This is a genomic window from Saccharopolyspora sp. NPDC050389 (genome assembly GCF_040655595.1).
Taxonomy (GTDB): Bacteria; Actinomycetota; Actinomycetes; order Mycobacteriales; family Pseudonocardiaceae; genus Saccharopolyspora.
This window is the reverse complement of the sequence record NZ_JBFAKG010000021.1, coordinates 62,829-77,867: the sequence shown is the minus strand read 5'-3', so window position 1 is coordinate 77,867 and position 15,039 is coordinate 62,829. Positions and strand designations below refer to the sequence as shown.

Sequence of the window (15,039 nt, the reverse complement as noted above, 5' to 3'; positions counted from 1 at the left end):
CCGCCGGCTCCCCTAGTTGGTGGCGGCCGGGCCGCCCTGCGGCGACTCCGGCTCGTCCAGCCCGACGGCACCCAGCACCCGGGCGTCCGCGCTGCGCTGCGCTGCAGCCCGCTCGGCCTCGTCGCGGGCCTCGCGGTACTCGGCGAGGATGCGGTTCTGCAGGCTGAACATCTCCCGCTCCTCCTCCGGCTCGGCGTGGTCGTAGCCGAGCAGGTGCAGCACCCCGTGCACGGTGAGCAGGTGCAGCTCGTCCAGCAGGCTGTGCCCGGCCTTGCGGGCCTGGTCCTTGGCGAACGCCGGGCAGAGCACGATGTCGCCCAGCAGCGCCGGGCCGGAACCCGCGGAGTCCGGGCGGCGGGCCGAGTCGTACTCGTCCATCGGGAACGACATCACGTCGGTGGGGCCGGGCAGGTCCATCCACCGCTCGTGCAGGTCGGCCATCACTTCGAGCTCCACCAGCACGATGGACAGCTCGGCGAGCTGGCTGACGCTCATCTTGTCGAGGGCGAACCGGGCGACCGAGACGATGGTCGCCTCGGGCACTGCGACGCCGGATTCGTTGGCGATCTCGATGCTCATGCTCGTCCTCGTCGTTGCCCGTTGCGCCGGCCCGAACGGTCGTGGTGGTCGGCGTCTTCCAGGGCGTGCCAGCGGTCGTACGCGTTGACGATGTCGGTGACCAGCCGGTGCCGCACCACGTCGTGGCTGTCCAGCAGCGCGAAGTGCACGTCGTCGACGTCACCCAGGATGTTCTGCACGATCTTCAGCCCGCTGCGCTGGCCGCCGGGCAGGTCGATCTGCGTGACGTCCCCGGTGACCACGATCTTGGAGCCGAAGCCCAGCCGGGTCAGAAACATCTTCATCTGCTCGGGCGTGGTGTTCTGCGCCTCGTCCAGGATGATGAACGCGTCGTTGAGGGTGCGGCCGCGCATGTAGGCCAGCGGCGCGATCTCGATGGTGCCGGCCTGCGTCAGCCGCGGCACCGACTCCGGGTCGATCATGTCGTGCAGCGCGTCGTACAGCGGCCGCAGGTACGGATCGATCTTCTCGTAGAGGGTGCCCGGCAGGAACCCGAGCCGCTCGCCGGCCTCGACGGCGGGACGGGTGAGGATGATCCGGTTGACCTGCTTCGCCTGCAGCGCCTGCACGGCCTTGGCCATCGCCAGGTAGGTCTTGCCGGTACCGGCGGGGCCGATGCCGAACACCACCGTGTGGTGGTCGATGGCGTCGACGTAGCGCTTCTGGTTGAGCGTCTTGGGGCGGATCGTCCGGCCGCGCCGGGACACGATGTCCAGGCTGAGCACGTCGGCGGGCGACTCGCTGTGGTCGGCCGAGAGCATCGCGACGCTGCGGCGGACGGTGTCCGGCGTGAGCGGGCTGCCCTTGGCGATCAGCGCGATCAGCTCGGCGAACACCCGTTCGGCGAACGCGACCTCCGCGGGATCCCCGGACAGCGTCACCTCGTTGCCCCGGACATGGACATCGGCGGTGAGCAGATCCTCCACGACCCGCAGGTTCTCGTCCCTGGATCCGACCAGCGTCAGCACGACGTTGTCGGGAACGGTCACCTTCGACTGCGCTGTTGCCTCTTGCGCTGCGGTCTGGGGGTGCTCTCCGGACTGGGCGGCGGCTCCACCCGCTGCAATACCGGCCACGTGTTTTCGGGCCTGCTTTCTGCGCGTCCGCGCGGGTCGTTCGGTCAGTTCTCCCTGGCGTCGATGGTAGTCCACCCGGCAATCAGATTGCCGCCGTCACCGCCACCTCGCCGCCGCCGCGATCAGCCCCGGAGCGGCCCGCCGGTGAGCCCGCCGAGCGGTTCGCCGCCGAGCAGGTGCAGGTGCACGTGGAAGATCGTCTGCCCGGCGTCGGCGTTGGTGTTGAACAGCAGCCGGTAGCCGGATTCCGCGACGCCCTCCTGCTCGGCGATGTCGCGGGCGACGGTGATCAGCTCGGCCAGCAGCTCCGGGTCGGCCGCGGCGAGCTCGGCGGCGTTGCGGTAGCGCTTCTTCGGCACGACGAGCACGTGCGTGGCCGCCTGCGGATTGATGTCGCGGATCGCGATGACCCGGTCGTTCTCGCGCACCACGTCGGCCGGGATCTCACGCGCGATGATCCGCAGGAAAAGGGAGTCCATGTCGCTCATGCCCGGAAGGTTAGCCGAGCAGCCCGGCGCGGTTCGATCATCGCGGACCCGGTTCCGGTCACATCCCCGGCACGCTGCGCCGCAACCGGGTCTGGGGGTTGTCCCGTTTGCGGCGCAGCTCTCGCCGGACCGAGGGGGGAGGTGTCCGACGAGTGCTGGGGTCCGATGCCCCGTGCGGCACCGGTCGCGACGAAACCTCGCCGCGATCTTTCGCACACGAAGCGTATCGCTGAGTCAACCGTTCGCGCTACGGATAGCCCAAAGTTTTTGATCTTCTTAGCGGTACGTGACCGCCGCTTGAGCGGGATGCCAATTCGCGAGAAATTGACCTTCACTCGATTGAGTGTCGATTTCTCGCGAAATTGCGCCCCTCGCGATCAAGCCCAGCGGTCGGTTCGGACGCCGAGGGCGCCGAGGGCTACCGCCGCGGCTGTGGAGGCTCGCAACACCGTCGGGCCCAGGCGGACGACGTGCGCGCCGGCTTCGGTCAACGCCGCGAGCTCGTCGCCGGTCACGCCGCCTTCCGGGCCGACGATCAGGACGAGTTCACCGGCCTCGGGCAGCTCGACGGACGCCAGCGGCGTGGTCGCCGACTCGTGCAGCACCAGCGCCGCATCGGCCCCGCGCACCAGCTCCGCGAGCTGCTTGGTGCTCACCGGTTCGTCGACCGGCGGCGTCCACGACCGCCGCGCCTGCTTCGCCGCCTGCGCGGCCGTGCTGCGCCACCGCGCCAGCGCCTTCGCGCCGCGCGGGCCGTCGTCCCACTTCGCGACGCACCTGGCGGCGCGCCACGGCACCACCGCGTCCACGCCCGCCTCGGTGGCCAGCTCAACCGCGAGTTCGCCTCGGTCGCCCTTGACCAGCGCCTGCGCCAGCCGGACCCGCAGCCCGGGCTGCGGAACCTGCCAGGTCTCGGACACCGCGAGCTGCAGCGAGTCCTTCGCCGCGGCCACCACTTCGCAGCGCGCCATGCCGCCCCGCCCGTCCGAGAGCAGCAGCTGCTCACCGGCGTGCAGGCGGCGCACGGTGGCCGCGTGCTTGCCCTCCGGGCCGTCGAGCGTGGTCACGCCGACGGCGGGCAGCCGGTCGACGGAGAACACCGGCAGCGAGGATTCCGACACTTCCGGCCTCAGCTCTCGTCTTCGCGGCGAAGCGGCCGCTCGGCTCCCGCCGGGTGGCCGCCCGCGCGAACCGTGTTCGAAACCATGCGTCAGCGGTGGCCGAAGGAGCGGAAGCGGGAGAACAGCCCGTGCCGGTTGCCGTTGCCGTTGGCGGTCACCGTCGGTTCCGGCTGCTCCTCGCCGCGCAGCGCGGCGAGCTGGCGCAGCAGCTCGGACTGCGCGTCGTCGAGCCGGGTCGGCACCACGACGTCGAGGTGCACGTGCAGGTCGCCGTGCCCGCTGACCTTGCCGTTGGACCGCAGCTTGGGCAGGCCCCGACCGGCGAGCACGTGCTCGGTGCCGGGCTGGGTGCCGGGCTCGATCGTGACCTCCTCCCGGCCGCCGTCGAGCGTCTCCAAGATGAGCACGGTGCCCAGCGCGGCGGCCGTCATCGGCAGCTCGACGGTGCAGTGCAGGTCCGCGCCGTCGCGGGTGAACCGCTCGTGCGGCAGCTCCTCGACCTCGACGAACAGGTCACCGGCCGGTCCGCCGCCGGGCCCGACCTCGCCCTCGCCGGCCAGCCGCACCCGCATCCCGTCGCCGACCCCGGCCGGGATCTTGACGGTGATGGTGCGCCGCGCGCGGACCCGGCCGTCGCCGCCGCACTGCTGGCACGGGTCGGTGATGACCTCGCCGAAACCGCGGCACACCGGGCACGGCCGGGACGTCATGACCTGTCCCAGGAACGACCGCTGCACGGACTGCACCTCGCCGCGACCACCGCAGGTGTCGCAGGTCGACGGGGCGCTGCCGGCTCGTGAGCCGCCGCCGTCGCAGGAGTCGCAGAGCACCGCCGTGTCGACGGTGATGTCCCGGTTCACGCCGCTGGCGCACTCCTCCAGCGTCAGCTCCAGCCGCAGCAGCGCGTCCGAGCCCGGCTGGACCCTGCTGCGCGGGCCGCGGCCGCCGCCACCGGCACCGCCGCCGAAGAAGGCGTCCATGATGTCGCCCAGCCCGCCGAACCCGGCGAACGGATCGCCCATGCCGCCGCCGCCGGCGCCGCCGCCGTTGCCCAGCGGATCCCCGCCGAGGTCGACCACCTGCCGCTTCTTCGGATCGGAAAGCACCTCGTAGGCGGTCGTCACCTCCCGGAACCGCTCCTGCGCGGCCTCATCGGGGTTGACGTCCGGGTGCAGTTCCCGCGCGAGCTTGCGGTACGCCCGCTTGATCTGCTCGGGTGTCGCGTCCCTGGCCACCCCGAGGGTCGCGTAGTAGTCCCTGGCCACCTTCTCCGTACTTCCTCTGCTCGATCAACGGGTTTCCGCCGGTCAGGCGTCGGTGAACCGTCACCGACCGACCAGGATCTCACCCACGTACGCGGCGACGGCCCGCACGGCCGCCATGGTGCCCGGGTAATCCATCCGCGTCGGTCCGACGACTCCCAGGCCTCCCAGCACCATGCCATCCGAACCGTATCCGGTCGAAATCACCGAGGTCGTCTGCATCTCCTTGGCCTCGTTCTCCATCCCGATGCTGACCCGCACGGTGCCCGAGTCGCGGGCCGCGGCGAGCAGTTTCAGCACCACGACCTGCTCTTCGAGCGCCTCCAGGACCTGGCGCAACGAGTTGGGGAAGTCGGCGACGTTGCGGGTCAGGTTGGGCGTGCCGCCGAGCAGCATCCGCTCCTCGGGATGCTCCACCAGCGATTCGATGAGCACGCTGCACACCCGGATCAGCGCGTCGCGCAGCTCCGACGGCGCCTGGTCCGGCAGCTCGGCCACCGCGGCCGAGGCGTCGGCGAGCCGCTTCTCAGCCATCGCCGCGTTGAGCACGTTGCGCAGCCGGGCCACGTCGTCGTCGGTGATCACGTCGCCGAGGTCGACCATCCGCTGGTCGACGCGGCCGGTGTTGGTGATCAGCACCAGCATCAGCCGGGCCGGGGTGATGGTGACGACCTCGACGTGCCGGACGGTCGACCGGGTCAGCGTGGGGTATTGCACAACGGCGACCTGCTGGGTGAGCTGCGCCAGCAGCCGCACGCTGCGGCGCATCACGTCGTCGAGGTCCAGCGCGCCTTCGAGGAACTTGTGGATGGCCCGGCGCTCGGCCTCCGTCAGCGGCTTGACCTCGTGCAGCCGGTCCACGAACAGCCGGTAGCCCTTGTCGGTGGGCACCCGGCCCGCGCTGGTGTGCGGCTGGACGATGAAACCGTCCTCCTCCAGCGCGGCCATGTCGTTGCGGACCGTGGCGCTGGACACACCGAGGTTGTGGCGGTCGACGAGCGCCTTCGAACCGACCGGTTCCTTGGTCGACACGTAGTCGGCCACGATCGCCCGCAGCACGTCGAACCGACGTTCATCCGAGTTCACCACGCCACCTCCTCCGCACCCCCGCAGCTGCCCAAGACCGCAGCGCAAATGCTCAGCGCCCATACCCGGTGCCCGGGCGCCGCCCGGGTACCACCATCGAGTTTACGGTGTTCGTGCACCGGAGCCGAGAGCCGCGGGCGCGCGGCGGTAGCCTGCGGCCACGACGACGGGCGCCGGTTCGATCCGCCGATCGAGCGGAGCACATCCGCCGCGGCGGTGGTACCCGCCGGTGGACCAACCGCGGTGGGCGCCGGGTTCGGCCGTTCGCCAGGAGGTGCCGTGATCTTCAAGGACGTCCGGGAGGGGCAGCCGTACCCCGTCCACGGGCTGTCGCTGCGGGACTGGGCGAACGTGCCGCCGCGCCCGGTGCGGATGGAAGATCTGGTCACCACGACGAAGGTGCTGCACCTGGACCGGCTGCTGAGCCCGGATTCGACGTTCTTCGGCGACCTGTTCCCGCACGTGGTCCGCTGGCGCGGCGAGCTCTTCCTGGAGGACGGCCTGCACCGGGCGCTCCGAGCGGCCCTCCACCAGCGCACGGTCCTGCACGTCCGAGTCCTCGACCTCGACGCGCTACATCGACCCACCCGACCGGCAGGCCCGGAGCCCTCCCGATTCTAGGCAGAATCGGGACACCAACAGGACCGAAAATGGTTGCCGCAGCGGAAAATTCCCAATTTTAGGCAAAATCGGGCGACCCCAATTGCGTGCCGACGAGAGCCGTTCTCGGCACGCCTGATCACGTGATCAGGCGCTGGACCACACCGTCGGCGAGGAGGCGGCCTCGGTCCGTCAGGACGCAGCGGCCCGCCGTCAGCGCTTCGCGTTCCAGGAGGCCGTCGGCCGCCGCTTGCTTCGCCGCGACACGGCCCTGTTCGTCCAGCGCCTCCACCGGAAGGCCCGTGGCCAGGCGGAGTTCCAGCATGATCCGCTCGATGCGCTGATCTTCGGCGTCGAGGCGCTCCCGCCCCGCCGCCGGCGAGTTTCCATCCGCCAGCACCGCCGCGTAGCGGGCCGGGTGCTTGACGTTCCACCAGCGGACGCCGCCGACGTGGCTGTGCGCGCCCGGCCCGGCGCCCCACCAGTCGCCGCCCTGCCAGTAGCCGAGGTTGTGGCGGCAGCGCGCCACGTCGTCGCGGGCCCAGTTCGACACCTCGTACCAGCCCAGGCCCGCTTCACCGAGGACGCCGTCGATCAGTTCGTAGCGGTCGGCGAGCACGTCGTCGTCGGGCATCGGCAGCTCGCCGCGGCGGACCTTCCGGGCCATCGCGGTGCCGTCCTCCACGATCAGCGCATACGCCGAGACGTGGTCGACCCCGGTGGACAGCACCGTCTCCAGCGAGGCCCGCAGGTCGTCGTCGGTCTCCCCCGGCGTGCCGTAGATGAGGTCCAGGTTGACGTGCTCGAAGCCGGCCGCGCGCGCCTCGCCGACCGCCGCGACCGCGCGGCCCGGCGTGTGCCGCCGCTCCAGCACCCGCAGCACGTGCTCGGCGGCGGACTGCATGCCCAGCGACACCCGGTTGTAGCCGGCCTCGCGGATTCCGGCGAAGAATTCCGGCGAGGTCGATTCCGGGTTGGACTCGGTGGTGACTTCCGCCTCATCGCCGAGCCCGAACGACTCGCGGATCGCGGTCAGCACCTCGCCCAGCCGCTGCGCGCCGAGCAGCGACGGCGTGCCGCCGCCGACGAACACCGTCTCCACCGCGGGCACCGGCCGCCCGCCCGCCGCGAGTACCCTCGCGCCCAGCTCCAGCTCCGCGCGCAAACCGTCCAGCCAGCTGCCGAAACTCGCTGCTGAGCCCAGCTCGTCGGCGGTGTAGGTGTTGAAGTCGCAGTAGCCGCAGCGGGTGGCGCAGAACGGCACGTGCACGTACACCCCGAACGGCCGCGAGCCCAGCCCGGTCAGGGCTTCGGGCGGGAGCGTTCCGTCCGCCGGGGCGGGTTCGCCGACAGGCAGTTGAGCAGGCACTCCACCACTGTCTCACCATGCGGATGGGGATGGACCGCCCGGTGAGCGCGTGGCACGCTGCCACCCATGGGTGCGACCTTGCCGAGGCTCCTGCTGGTCACCCGCCGCTACGTGGACCTGCGGCGTGTGTCCAGCGCGCTGTGCCGCGCCATGGGTTGAATTCCCGCTGCCGCGTTCTGCTTTGTCCAGTCGGCGCCGGGAGCGCCGAACAGTGAGAACCGTCACCGACGACGGGATTTCCACGCGGCGCTGCCGCGCCCGAATCCCGGAGGTCGGACATGGTCCCCCCGACGGAAGCCCCTGCTCGCCCCGCCCGCAAGCGCAAGACGCGCGGCGAAGGCCAGTGGGCGCTCGGTTACCGCGAGCCGCTCAACGCCAACGAGCGCTCGAAGAAGGACGACAACCCGCTGAACGTCCGGCAGCGCATCGAGACGATCTACGCCCACGGCGGGTTCGACTCGATCGACCCGGCCGATCTGCGGGGTCGTTTCCGCTGGTGGGGGCTGTACACCCAGCGCGCACCTGGCATCCCCGGCGCGCGCACCGGCACGATCGAGCCCGAGGAGCTCGACGACCGCTACTTCATGCTGCGGGTCCGCATCGACGGCGGCGCGCTGACCACCGAGCAGCTGCGCACCATCGGTGAGATCTCGCAGACCTACGCGCGCGACACCGCCGACATCACCGACCGGCAGAACATCCAGCTGCACTGGGTGCGGGTGGAGGACATGCCGACGATCTGGCAGAAGCTGGAGGGCGTCGGGCTGTCCACCACCGAGGCCTGCGGCGACTGCCCCCGCGTCGTGCTGGGCTCGCCGGTGGCCGGCATCGCCGCGGACGAGATCATCGACGCCACGCCGGCGATCGCGGAGATCGCCGAGCGGTTCATCGGCGACAAGTCGCTGTCGAACCTGCCGCGCAAGTTCAAGAGCGCGATCAGCGGTTCGCCGCGCTGGGACACCGTGCCGGAGATCAACGACATCTCGCTGGTCGGCGTCGTGCACCCGGAGCACGGGCCCGGCTTCGACCTGTGGGTCGGCGGCGGCCTGTCCACGAACCCGAAGCTGGCGGTGCGGCTGGGCGCCTGGGTCCCGCTGGGCGAGGTCGCCGAGGTGTGGCAGGCCGTGGTGGAGATCTTCCGCGACTACGGCTACCGGCGGCTGCGGCACCGCGCCCGGTTGAAGTTCCTGCTCGCCGACTGGGGCCCGGAGAAGTTCCGCCAGGTGCTGGAGGACGAGTACCTGGGCCGCAAGCTGGTCGACGGCCCCGCGCCGGAGACGCCGACCGGTCACCGCGACCACGTCGGCGTGCACCCGCAGGTGGACGGCAACTTCTACGTCGGCGCGAAGTCCGCGGCGGGCCGGGTCAGCGGCTCCACGCTGGTGGAGGTCGCCAAGGCCGCCGAGCGGATCGGTTCACGACGCGTCCGCACCACCGTCGAGCAGAACCTGCTCGTCCTCGACGTACCGAAGTCCGAAGTGGACGGTCTGGTCGCGGACCTGGGCGGGCTGGGTCTGAAGGCCGACCCGTCGCCGTGGCGGCGGAACGTGCTGGCCTGCACCGGCATCGAGTTCTGCAAGCTGGCCATCGTCGAGACCAAGGAGCGGGCGATCGCGCTGGTCGACGAGCTGGAGGAGCGGCTGGCCGACATCCAGGCCGACGTCACCGACCCGGTGACGATCAACCTCAACGGCTGCCCGAACGCCTGCGCCCGCACCCAGGTCGCCGACATCGGTCTGAAGGGCCAGATGGTGCCGGACGGCAACGGCAACCAGGTCGAGGGCTTCCAGGTGCACCTCGGCGGCGGCCTCGGCCAGGACGCCGGGTTCGGCCGCAAGATCCGCGGCCACAAGGTCACCTCCGCGGAGCTCGGCGACTACGTGGAGCGCCTAGTCCGCAACTACCTGGCGCAGCGCGGCACCGGCGAGCGCTTCGCGCAGTGGGTGGCGCGGGCCGAGGAAGACGACCTCAAGTGAGCCGGGCGGCACCGTTCTACTGCCCGTACTGCGGGGACGAGGACCTCACGCCCGAGGCCGAGCCCGCCGGGGCGTGGCAGTGCGGGTCGTGCCTGCGGGTGTTCACCGTTCGGCTCGTGGGCTTGTCCCTCGGCGACCCGGCTGGAGGAAACGGAGACCAATGACTGCCGACACCACCACCACGAACATCGGCGCGCGGCGCAGCGACGAGGAGCTCCGCGCACTGGCCGAGGAGGCCGCGCCGCGGCTGGCCGAGGCCGGCGCCGAGGAAGCGCTGCGCTGGGCCGCCGACACCTTCGGCGACGGCCTGATCGTCGCGTCGAACATGCAGGACGCGGTGCTGGTCGACCTGGCGGCCAAGGCCAAGCCGGGCGTGGACGTCCTGTTCCTGGAGACCGGCTACCACTTCGCCGAGACCATCGGCACCCGCGACGCCGTGGCGCAGGTCCACGACGTCAGCATCGTCAACGCGATCGCCGACCAGACCGTCGCCGAGCAGGACGCCAGCGAGGGCCTGCGGTTGTTCGAGCGGGATCCGAACCGCTGCTGCTTCCTGCGCAAGGTGGTGCCGCTGCGCAACACCCTGGCCCGCTACGAGGCGTGGGTGACCGGCGTGCGCCGGGTGGAGGCCCCGACGCGCGCGAACACGCCGATCGTGACCTGGGACGAGCGCAACGGCCTGGTCAAGATCAATCCGCTGGCGGCGTGGTCCGACGACGACATGCAGCACTACATCGACGAGCACGGCGTGCTGGTCAACCCACTGGTGGCGGCCGGCTACCCGTCGATCGGGTGCCAGCCCTGCACCGCCAAGCCCGCACCCGGCGCCGATCCGCGCAGCGGGCGCTGGGCGGGCAACGCCAAGACCGAGTGCGGACTGCACGGCTGAGGAACTCCGGAGGAGACATGACGACAGTCGAGTTGCCGAGCGATCCGGCCGAAGCGCCGCCGCAGGTGGACAACCTGGACGCGCTGGAGTCCGAGGCGATCCACATCTTCCGCGAGGTGGCCGGGGAGTTCGACCGGCCGGTGATCCTGTTCTCCGGCGGCAAGGACTCCACGGTGCTGGTGCACCTGGCGCTGAAGGCGTTCTGGCCGGCTCCGGTGCCGTTCTCGCTGCTGCACGTCGACACCGGGCACAACTTCCCGGAGGTGCTGGCGTTCCGCGACGAGCTGGTGGAGCGGCACGACCTGCGGCTGGTGGTGGCGTCGGTGCAGGACTACATCGACGACGGCCGGCTGCAGGAGCGGCCCGACGGCACCCGCAACCCGCTGCAGACCACGCCGCTGCTGGACGGCATCGGCGAGAACCGGTTCGACGCGGTCTTCGGCGGCGGCCGGCGCGACGAGGAGCGGGCCCGCGCCAAGGAGCGCATCTTCAGCCTGCGCAACGCCTTCGGGCAGTGGGACCCGCGCCGCCAGCGCCCCGAGCTGTGGAACCTGTACAACGGCAAGCACCGGCCGGGCGAGCACGTCCGGGTGTTCCCGTTGTCGAACTGGACCGAGCTGGACATCTGGCGCTACATCCAGCGGGAGAAGATCGAGCTGCCGGAGATCTACTACGCGCACCGCCGCGAGGTGTTCCTGCGCGACGGCATGTGGCTGACCTCGGGACCGTGGGGCGGCCCGCGCGAGGGCGAGGTCCCGGCTTCCAAAATGGTGCGCTACCGCACCGTCGGCGACGGTTCCTGCACCGGCGCGGTGGAATCCGAGGCGTACACGGTGGACGACGTGATCGCGGAGGTCGCCGCCAGCCGCCTCACCGAGCGAGGAGCGACCCGCGCCGACGACCGCATGTCCGAGGCGGCAATGGAAGACCGCAAGCGCGAAGGCTACTTCTGAGAAAAACGTCCACGGACTCTTCCTGCGTGGCGGTGCGGGTGGCGGCCCCTCAGACGCCTTCTCGCTGTGGGATCCCCGACATCATGAATAGCCAATTCACCACGTCGGGGCTGTCCTCGCGAGAAAGACGTCTGAGAACCCGCGGCGGTGCAAGCGGCTTAGGTGGGCTAAGCGGCTTCGCCGCTTCAAAGAAAAAGATCAAACCGAAGTCAAAAGCAGTCCGACGTCGTGAGCAGACCAACTAGCTGGGCCTGCGCTCACGACTCAGCTTCCCGAGCCGAGCACTCTATGAAGCAGGAATGGGTTCTTCAATGACCGAGACGACCACCCGCACCGCGCCGGACAGCGGCACCGAGGTGACCCTGCCGGTGCACAGCGATCTGTTGCGGTTGGCCACCGCCGGCTCCGTCGACGACGGCAAGAGCACCCTGGTCGGGCGGCTGCTGCACGACACCAAGTCGGTGCTGGCCGATCAGCTCGACGCGGTGCACCGGGCCAGCGCCGACCGCGGCCTGGCCACCCCGGACCTGTCGCTGCTGGTGGACGGCCTGCGCGCGGAGCGCGAGCAGGGCATCACGATCGACGTGGCCTACCGCTACTTCGCCACGCCGAAGCGCACTTTCGTGCTCGCCGACACCCCGGGGCACGTGCAGTACACCCGCAACACCGTCACCGGCGCCTCGACCGCGCAGCTGGCGGTGCTGCTGGTGGACGCGCGGAAGGGCGTCATCGAGCAGACCCGGCGGCATGCCGCGGTGCTGGCGCTGCTGGGCGTGCCGCAGCTGGTGCTGGCGGTCAACAAGATCGACATGGTCGACTTCGACGAGGCGGTGTTCACCCGCATCGCCGCCGAGTTCGCCGAGCACGCCCGGGCCCTGGGCTACCTGGACGACGCCGTGGTGACCATCCCGGTGTCCGCGCTGCTCGGCGACAACGTGGTCGAGCGTTCCGCGAACACTCCCTGGTACCGCGGGCCGTCGCTGCTGGAACACCTGGAAAGCGTGCCGGTGGCGCCGGACCCGCACGACGCGCCGTTCCGGATGCCGGTGCAGTACGTGATCCGGCCGCGCACCGCCGAGCACCCGGACTACCGGGGCTACGCGGGCCAGGTCGCCGCCGGTGTCGTCGCCGAAGGCGACGAGGTGGTCGTGCTGCCCGCCGGACTGCGCACCCGGGTGTCCAAGGTGGACACCCCGAACGGCGCGAAGCCGCGCGCCGCCGCCGGGCACTCCGTCACGCTGCTGCTGGCCGACGACGTGGACATCTCGCGCGGCGACCTGATCGCCGCCGCGGAGGCGCCGCCGCGGGTGACCGACGAACTCGACGCCACGGTCTGCTGGCTGGCCGAGAAGCCGCTGACCCCGGGCGCCAAGGTGCTGGTCAAGCACGGCACCCGCACCGTGCAGGCCATCGTCACCGAGCTGTCCGCCCGCTTCGACGAGCAGCAGCTGTCGAGCGTCGACGGGCCGGATTCGTTGCAGCTCAACGAGATCGGCCGGGTGCAGTTGCGCACCGCGGAGCCGCTGCCGGTCGACGACTACGCCGCGAGCCGGCGCACCGGTTCGTTCCTGGTGATCGACCAGGCCGACGGCACCACGCTGGCCGCCGGGCTGATCGGCGTGCCGCTGGCGCCGCTGGCCGACGCGCCGGAATGAGCCGGAGATGACCGCTCCGCTGGTGGCTGTCGCGCACGGCAGCCGGGATCCGCGCTCGGCCGCGACGATCCACGCCCTGCTGGACGTGGTGCGCGCGACGCGCCCGGATCTCGACGTGCGCGTGGCATTCCTGGACCTCTCGGCACCGCGCGTCGGCGACGTGCTCAGCGCGGTGCACGGCGACGGGCATTCCGCCGCGGTCGTCGTCCCGCTGCTGCTCGGCCGGGCGTTCCACGCCCGCGTCGACGTGCCCGCGGCGGTGGCCGACGTGGAACGGCGCTATCCGCGGTTCCGGGTGCACGTTTCCGACGTGCTGGGCCCGGACCCGAGGCTGGACGAGGCGGCGTGGCGCCGGCTGGTGGACGAGGGCGCCGATCCGGGCGATCCGGAGCTGGGCGTGGTCCTGGCGGGCGCGGGCTCGTCGCACGCCCCGGCGAACCGGCTCGTGGCGGACGTCGCCGAGCGCTGGCAGGCGAAGACCGCCTGGGCGGGCGTCGTCCCGGCCTTCGCGGCGGCGGCCGAACCGGACGTGCCGGTGGCGATCGAGGCCCTGCGTGCCCGCGGTGCGCGCCGCTTCGCGGTCGCCTCCTGGTTCCTGGCCCCGGGCCTGCTCCCGGACCGGATCACCGGCCTGGCCCACGAGCACGCGACCGACCCGCTGATCGCGGCCCCGATGGCCGACGACGCGGGCGTGGCCGGCCTGATCCTCCACCGCTACGCCGAAACCCTCAGCGCCGCTCCCCTGCAACTCCCCGCAGCCCTGTGACGCCAGCGTTCAGTCAAGTACCGGGCTTGCCCACCTCACCCGCGAAACGTACAGTATTCTGTACAAGGAGGTGACCGGTGAAGACGATGAGCTACTCCGAGTCTCGTGCCAAGTACGCCGAGACACTCGACTCCGTGGTCAACGACCGCGAGGAAGTCGTGATCACCCGCGCCGGCCACGAGCCGGTCGTGATGGTGTCGTTGGACGACTACCAGTCCCTGAAGGAAACCGCCTACCTGCTCCGCAGCCCCGAGAACGCGCGCCGCCTGATCCTCGCGATCGAGCGCCTGGAAGCCGGCGGCGGCGAACAGCACGAGCTCGCCGAATGAAACTCGTCTGGGACGAGCTCGCATGGGACGACTACGTCTGGTGGCAAACCGAGGACCGCAAGATCCTCAAGCGGATCAACGCGCTGATCAAAGACATCTGCCGCAACGGGAACGAGGGCATCGGCAAACCAGAGCCCTTGAAGCACGGATTCCAGGGCTACTGGTCACGCCGCATCTCCGACGAACACCGACTGGTTTACAAGGTCGCGGGTGACGAGATACGAATCGCGGCATGCCGATATCACTACGGGAAGTGACGGATGGCCGACGATCCCACCGAGCTCACGGATGAGCCGGTGCGCGATTTGAGTGGATATGCGGGTTCCTTCACCGCAGAACCAGACCTCGCTGAACAAACCGAGGAAGTTCTCCGCGAGCGGTTTCGAGGTTCGCGCGGAACCACATGACCGCCCTTGGCACCGGCCCCGGGCCGCGCCGGTTGCCCGCGGCTGAGCAAAAGTCGACAACTGGGTTGGTCGGGGCAACCTGCGGGGCATGATGTGGCCGTGTCATCCAGCTGGGTACACGAAAACCGGCAGCGGCCCGGACACCCCCGACAGCCCAGGTCGCTGCCGGACCCGACTTGGCGGTGCGCCGGATGAATTCGCAACCGCACTTCATGGCGCGGGTCCGCGCCGAGTTCGCCCGCAGCGAGCAGGACAAGTCCTGCCACTTCTTCCCGCTGCCTGCCGACGGCCCGCTGCCGGCGATGCTGTACGCCTACTGCGGTTTCGGCATCCTCCCCGGCGAGGCCGAGGCACTCGACGGCCCGGCGGGCATGCCGTGCCTGCAATGCCTGATGGCAGCCGCGCTCGCCGACACCACCGCGTGAGCCGCGACCAGCGGCGGGAGCGAAAATCAACACCTGACTCTGAGTTGTTCTTCCGAAC

Annotated in this window: 18 protein-coding genes; 11 read left to right on the top strand and 7 right to left on the bottom strand. The window is 70.7% G+C overall.

Annotated elements, in window-relative coordinates:
- Nucleotides 1–12: 12 nt before the first annotated feature.
- The 6 genes from ybeY to hrcA form a co-directional block, all read right to left on the bottom strand.
- Nucleotides 13–579 carry an rRNA maturation RNase YbeY gene (gene ybeY / locus AB0I53_RS16340; RefSeq protein WP_358602781.1) on the bottom strand — a complete coding sequence of 189 codons (567 nt, stop codon included), beginning with the start codon at nucleotides 577–579 and terminating at the stop codon, nucleotides 13–15.
- Nucleotides 576–1,655 (bottom strand): PhoH family protein, encoded by a 1,080-nt coding sequence (locus AB0I53_RS16335; protein ID WP_358602778.1) that lies wholly within the window; start codon nucleotides 1,653–1,655, stop codon nucleotides 576–578. The genes ybeY and AB0I53_RS16335 overlap by 4 nt, the downstream gene beginning before the upstream one ends.
- Before the next feature lie 122 nt (nucleotides 1,656–1,777).
- Nucleotides 1,778–2,143 (bottom strand): histidine triad nucleotide-binding protein, encoded by a 366-nt coding sequence (locus AB0I53_RS16330; RefSeq protein WP_358602775.1) that lies wholly within the window; start codon nucleotides 2,141–2,143, stop codon nucleotides 1,778–1,780.
- Nucleotides 2,144–2,520: 377 nt separating this feature from the next.
- The gene (locus tag AB0I53_RS16325) at nucleotides 2,521–3,264 is read right to left on the bottom strand and encodes a 16S rRNA (uracil(1498)-N(3))-methyltransferase (protein ID WP_358602772.1); all 744 of its coding nucleotides are present in this window, start codon (nucleotides 3,262–3,264) and stop codon (nucleotides 2,521–2,523) included.
- 89 nt (nucleotides 3,265–3,353) lie between these two features.
- Entirely contained in the window at nucleotides 3,354–4,529 is a 1,176-nt protein-coding gene (gene dnaJ / locus AB0I53_RS16320) for a molecular chaperone DnaJ (protein WP_358602769.1), read from the bottom strand.
- 60 nt (nucleotides 4,530–4,589) lie between these two features.
- Nucleotides 4,590–5,615: a heat-inducible transcriptional repressor HrcA gene (gene hrcA / locus AB0I53_RS16315; protein WP_358602766.1), complete on the bottom strand. Its 1,026-nt coding sequence runs from the start codon at nucleotides 5,613–5,615 to the stop codon at nucleotides 4,590–4,592.
- 276 nt (nucleotides 5,616–5,891) lie between these two features.
- On the opposite strand from hrcA, the gene AB0I53_RS16310 reads away from it, so the two are divergent.
- Nucleotides 5,892–6,233: a type II toxin-antitoxin system VapB family antitoxin gene (locus tag AB0I53_RS16310; protein WP_358602763.1), complete on the top strand. Its 342-nt coding sequence runs from the start codon at nucleotides 5,892–5,894 to the stop codon at nucleotides 6,231–6,233.
- Between the two features lie 118 nt (nucleotides 6,234–6,351).
- On the opposite strand, the gene hemW is transcribed toward AB0I53_RS16310, so the two are convergent.
- On the bottom strand, nucleotides 6,352–7,581 hold the full coding sequence (gene hemW / locus AB0I53_RS16305) for a radical SAM family heme chaperone HemW (RefSeq protein WP_358602760.1): 1,230 nt from the start codon (nucleotides 7,579–7,581) through the stop codon (nucleotides 6,352–6,354).
- Nucleotides 7,582–7,647: 66 nt separating this feature from the next.
- On the opposite strand from hemW, the gene AB0I53_RS16300 reads away from it, so the two are divergent.
- The 10 genes from AB0I53_RS16300 to AB0I53_RS16255 all read left to right on the top strand — a co-directional run bounded on the left by AB0I53_RS16300 (nucleotide 7,648) and on the right by AB0I53_RS16255 (nucleotide 14,981).
- The gene (locus AB0I53_RS16300; RefSeq protein WP_328592488.1) at nucleotides 7,648–7,740 is read left to right on the top strand and encodes a putative leader peptide; all 93 of its coding nucleotides are present in this window, start codon (nucleotides 7,648–7,650) and stop codon (nucleotides 7,738–7,740) included.
- Nucleotides 7,741–7,859: 119 nt separating this feature from the next.
- Nucleotides 7,860–9,557: a nitrite/sulfite reductase gene (locus AB0I53_RS16295; protein WP_358602757.1), complete on the top strand. Its 1,698-nt coding sequence runs from the start codon at nucleotides 7,860–7,862 to the stop codon at nucleotides 9,555–9,557.
- Entirely contained in the window at nucleotides 9,554–9,721 is a 168-nt protein-coding gene (locus AB0I53_RS16290) for a hypothetical protein (protein ID WP_358602754.1), read from the top strand. Before AB0I53_RS16295 ends, AB0I53_RS16290 begins: the two co-directional genes overlap by 4 nt.
- Nucleotides 9,718–10,446, top strand: a complete 729-nt coding sequence (locus AB0I53_RS16285; RefSeq protein WP_358602751.1) for a phosphoadenylyl-sulfate reductase — start codon at nucleotides 9,718–9,720, stop codon at nucleotides 10,444–10,446. Before AB0I53_RS16290 ends, AB0I53_RS16285 begins: the two co-directional genes overlap by 4 nt.
- Nucleotides 10,447–10,463: 17 nt before the next feature.
- Nucleotides 10,464–11,399, top strand: coding sequence for a sulfate adenylyltransferase subunit CysD (gene cysD / locus AB0I53_RS16280; protein WP_358602748.1), 936 nt, complete (start codon nucleotides 10,464–10,466; stop codon nucleotides 11,397–11,399).
- A 311-nt stretch (nucleotides 11,400–11,710) separates the two neighbouring features.
- Nucleotides 11,711–13,054 carry a GTP-binding protein gene (locus tag AB0I53_RS16275; RefSeq protein ID WP_358602745.1) on the top strand — a complete coding sequence of 448 codons (1,344 nt, stop codon included), beginning with the start codon at nucleotides 11,711–11,713 and terminating at the stop codon, nucleotides 13,052–13,054.
- A 7-nt stretch (nucleotides 13,055–13,061) separates the two neighbouring features.
- Nucleotides 13,062–13,820 (top strand): sirohydrochlorin chelatase, encoded by a 759-nt coding sequence (locus AB0I53_RS16270; protein ID WP_358602742.1) that lies wholly within the window; start codon nucleotides 13,062–13,064, stop codon nucleotides 13,818–13,820.
- 86 nt (nucleotides 13,821–13,906) lie between these two features.
- On the top strand, nucleotides 13,907–14,149 hold the full coding sequence (locus AB0I53_RS16265; protein ID WP_245761466.1) for a type II toxin-antitoxin system prevent-host-death family antitoxin: 243 nt from the start codon (nucleotides 13,907–13,909) through the stop codon (nucleotides 14,147–14,149).
- Complete coding sequence (locus AB0I53_RS16260; protein WP_093271694.1) at nucleotides 14,146–14,406, top strand: Txe/YoeB family addiction module toxin; 261 nt, start codon at nucleotides 14,146–14,148, stop codon at nucleotides 14,404–14,406. The genes AB0I53_RS16265 and AB0I53_RS16260 overlap by 4 nt, the downstream gene beginning before the upstream one ends.
- Before the next feature lie 341 nt (nucleotides 14,407–14,747).
- Nucleotides 14,748–14,981: a hypothetical protein gene (locus AB0I53_RS16255; protein WP_358602739.1), complete on the top strand. Its 234-nt coding sequence runs from the start codon at nucleotides 14,748–14,750 to the stop codon at nucleotides 14,979–14,981.
- Nucleotides 14,982–15,039: the final 58 nt, after the last annotated feature.

Coding starts and splice junctions, on each gene's coding strand:
- ybeY (WP_358602781.1), bottom strand. CDS start 579: ATGAGCATCGAGATCGCCAACGAATCCGGCGTCGCAGTGCCCGAGGCG.
- AB0I53_RS16330 (WP_358602775.1), bottom strand. CDS start 2,143: ATGAGCGACATGGACTCCCTTTTCCTGCGGATCATCGCGCGTGAGATC.
- AB0I53_RS16300 (WP_328592488.1), top strand. CDS start 7,648: ATGGGTGCGACCTTGCCGAGGCTCCTGCTGGTCACCCGCCGCTACGTG.
- AB0I53_RS16295 (WP_358602757.1), top strand. CDS start 7,860: ATGGTCCCCCCGACGGAAGCCCCTGCTCGCCCCGCCCGCAAGCGCAAG.
- AB0I53_RS16285 (WP_358602751.1), top strand. CDS start 9,718: ATGACTGCCGACACCACCACCACGAACATCGGCGCGCGGCGCAGCGAC.
- cysD (WP_358602748.1), top strand. CDS start 10,464: ATGACGACAGTCGAGTTGCCGAGCGATCCGGCCGAAGCGCCGCCGCAG.
- AB0I53_RS16275 (WP_358602745.1), top strand. CDS start 11,711: ATGACCGAGACGACCACCCGCACCGCGCCGGACAGCGGCACCGAGGTG.
- AB0I53_RS16270 (WP_358602742.1), top strand. CDS start 13,062: ATGACCGCTCCGCTGGTGGCTGTCGCGCACGGCAGCCGGGATCCGCGC.
- AB0I53_RS16265 (WP_245761466.1), top strand. CDS start 13,907: ATGAGCTACTCCGAGTCTCGTGCCAAGTACGCCGAGACACTCGACTCC.
- AB0I53_RS16260 (WP_093271694.1), top strand. CDS start 14,146: ATGAAACTCGTCTGGGACGAGCTCGCATGGGACGACTACGTCTGGTGG.
- AB0I53_RS16255 (WP_358602739.1), top strand. CDS start 14,748: ATGAATTCGCAACCGCACTTCATGGCGCGGGTCCGCGCCGAGTTCGCC.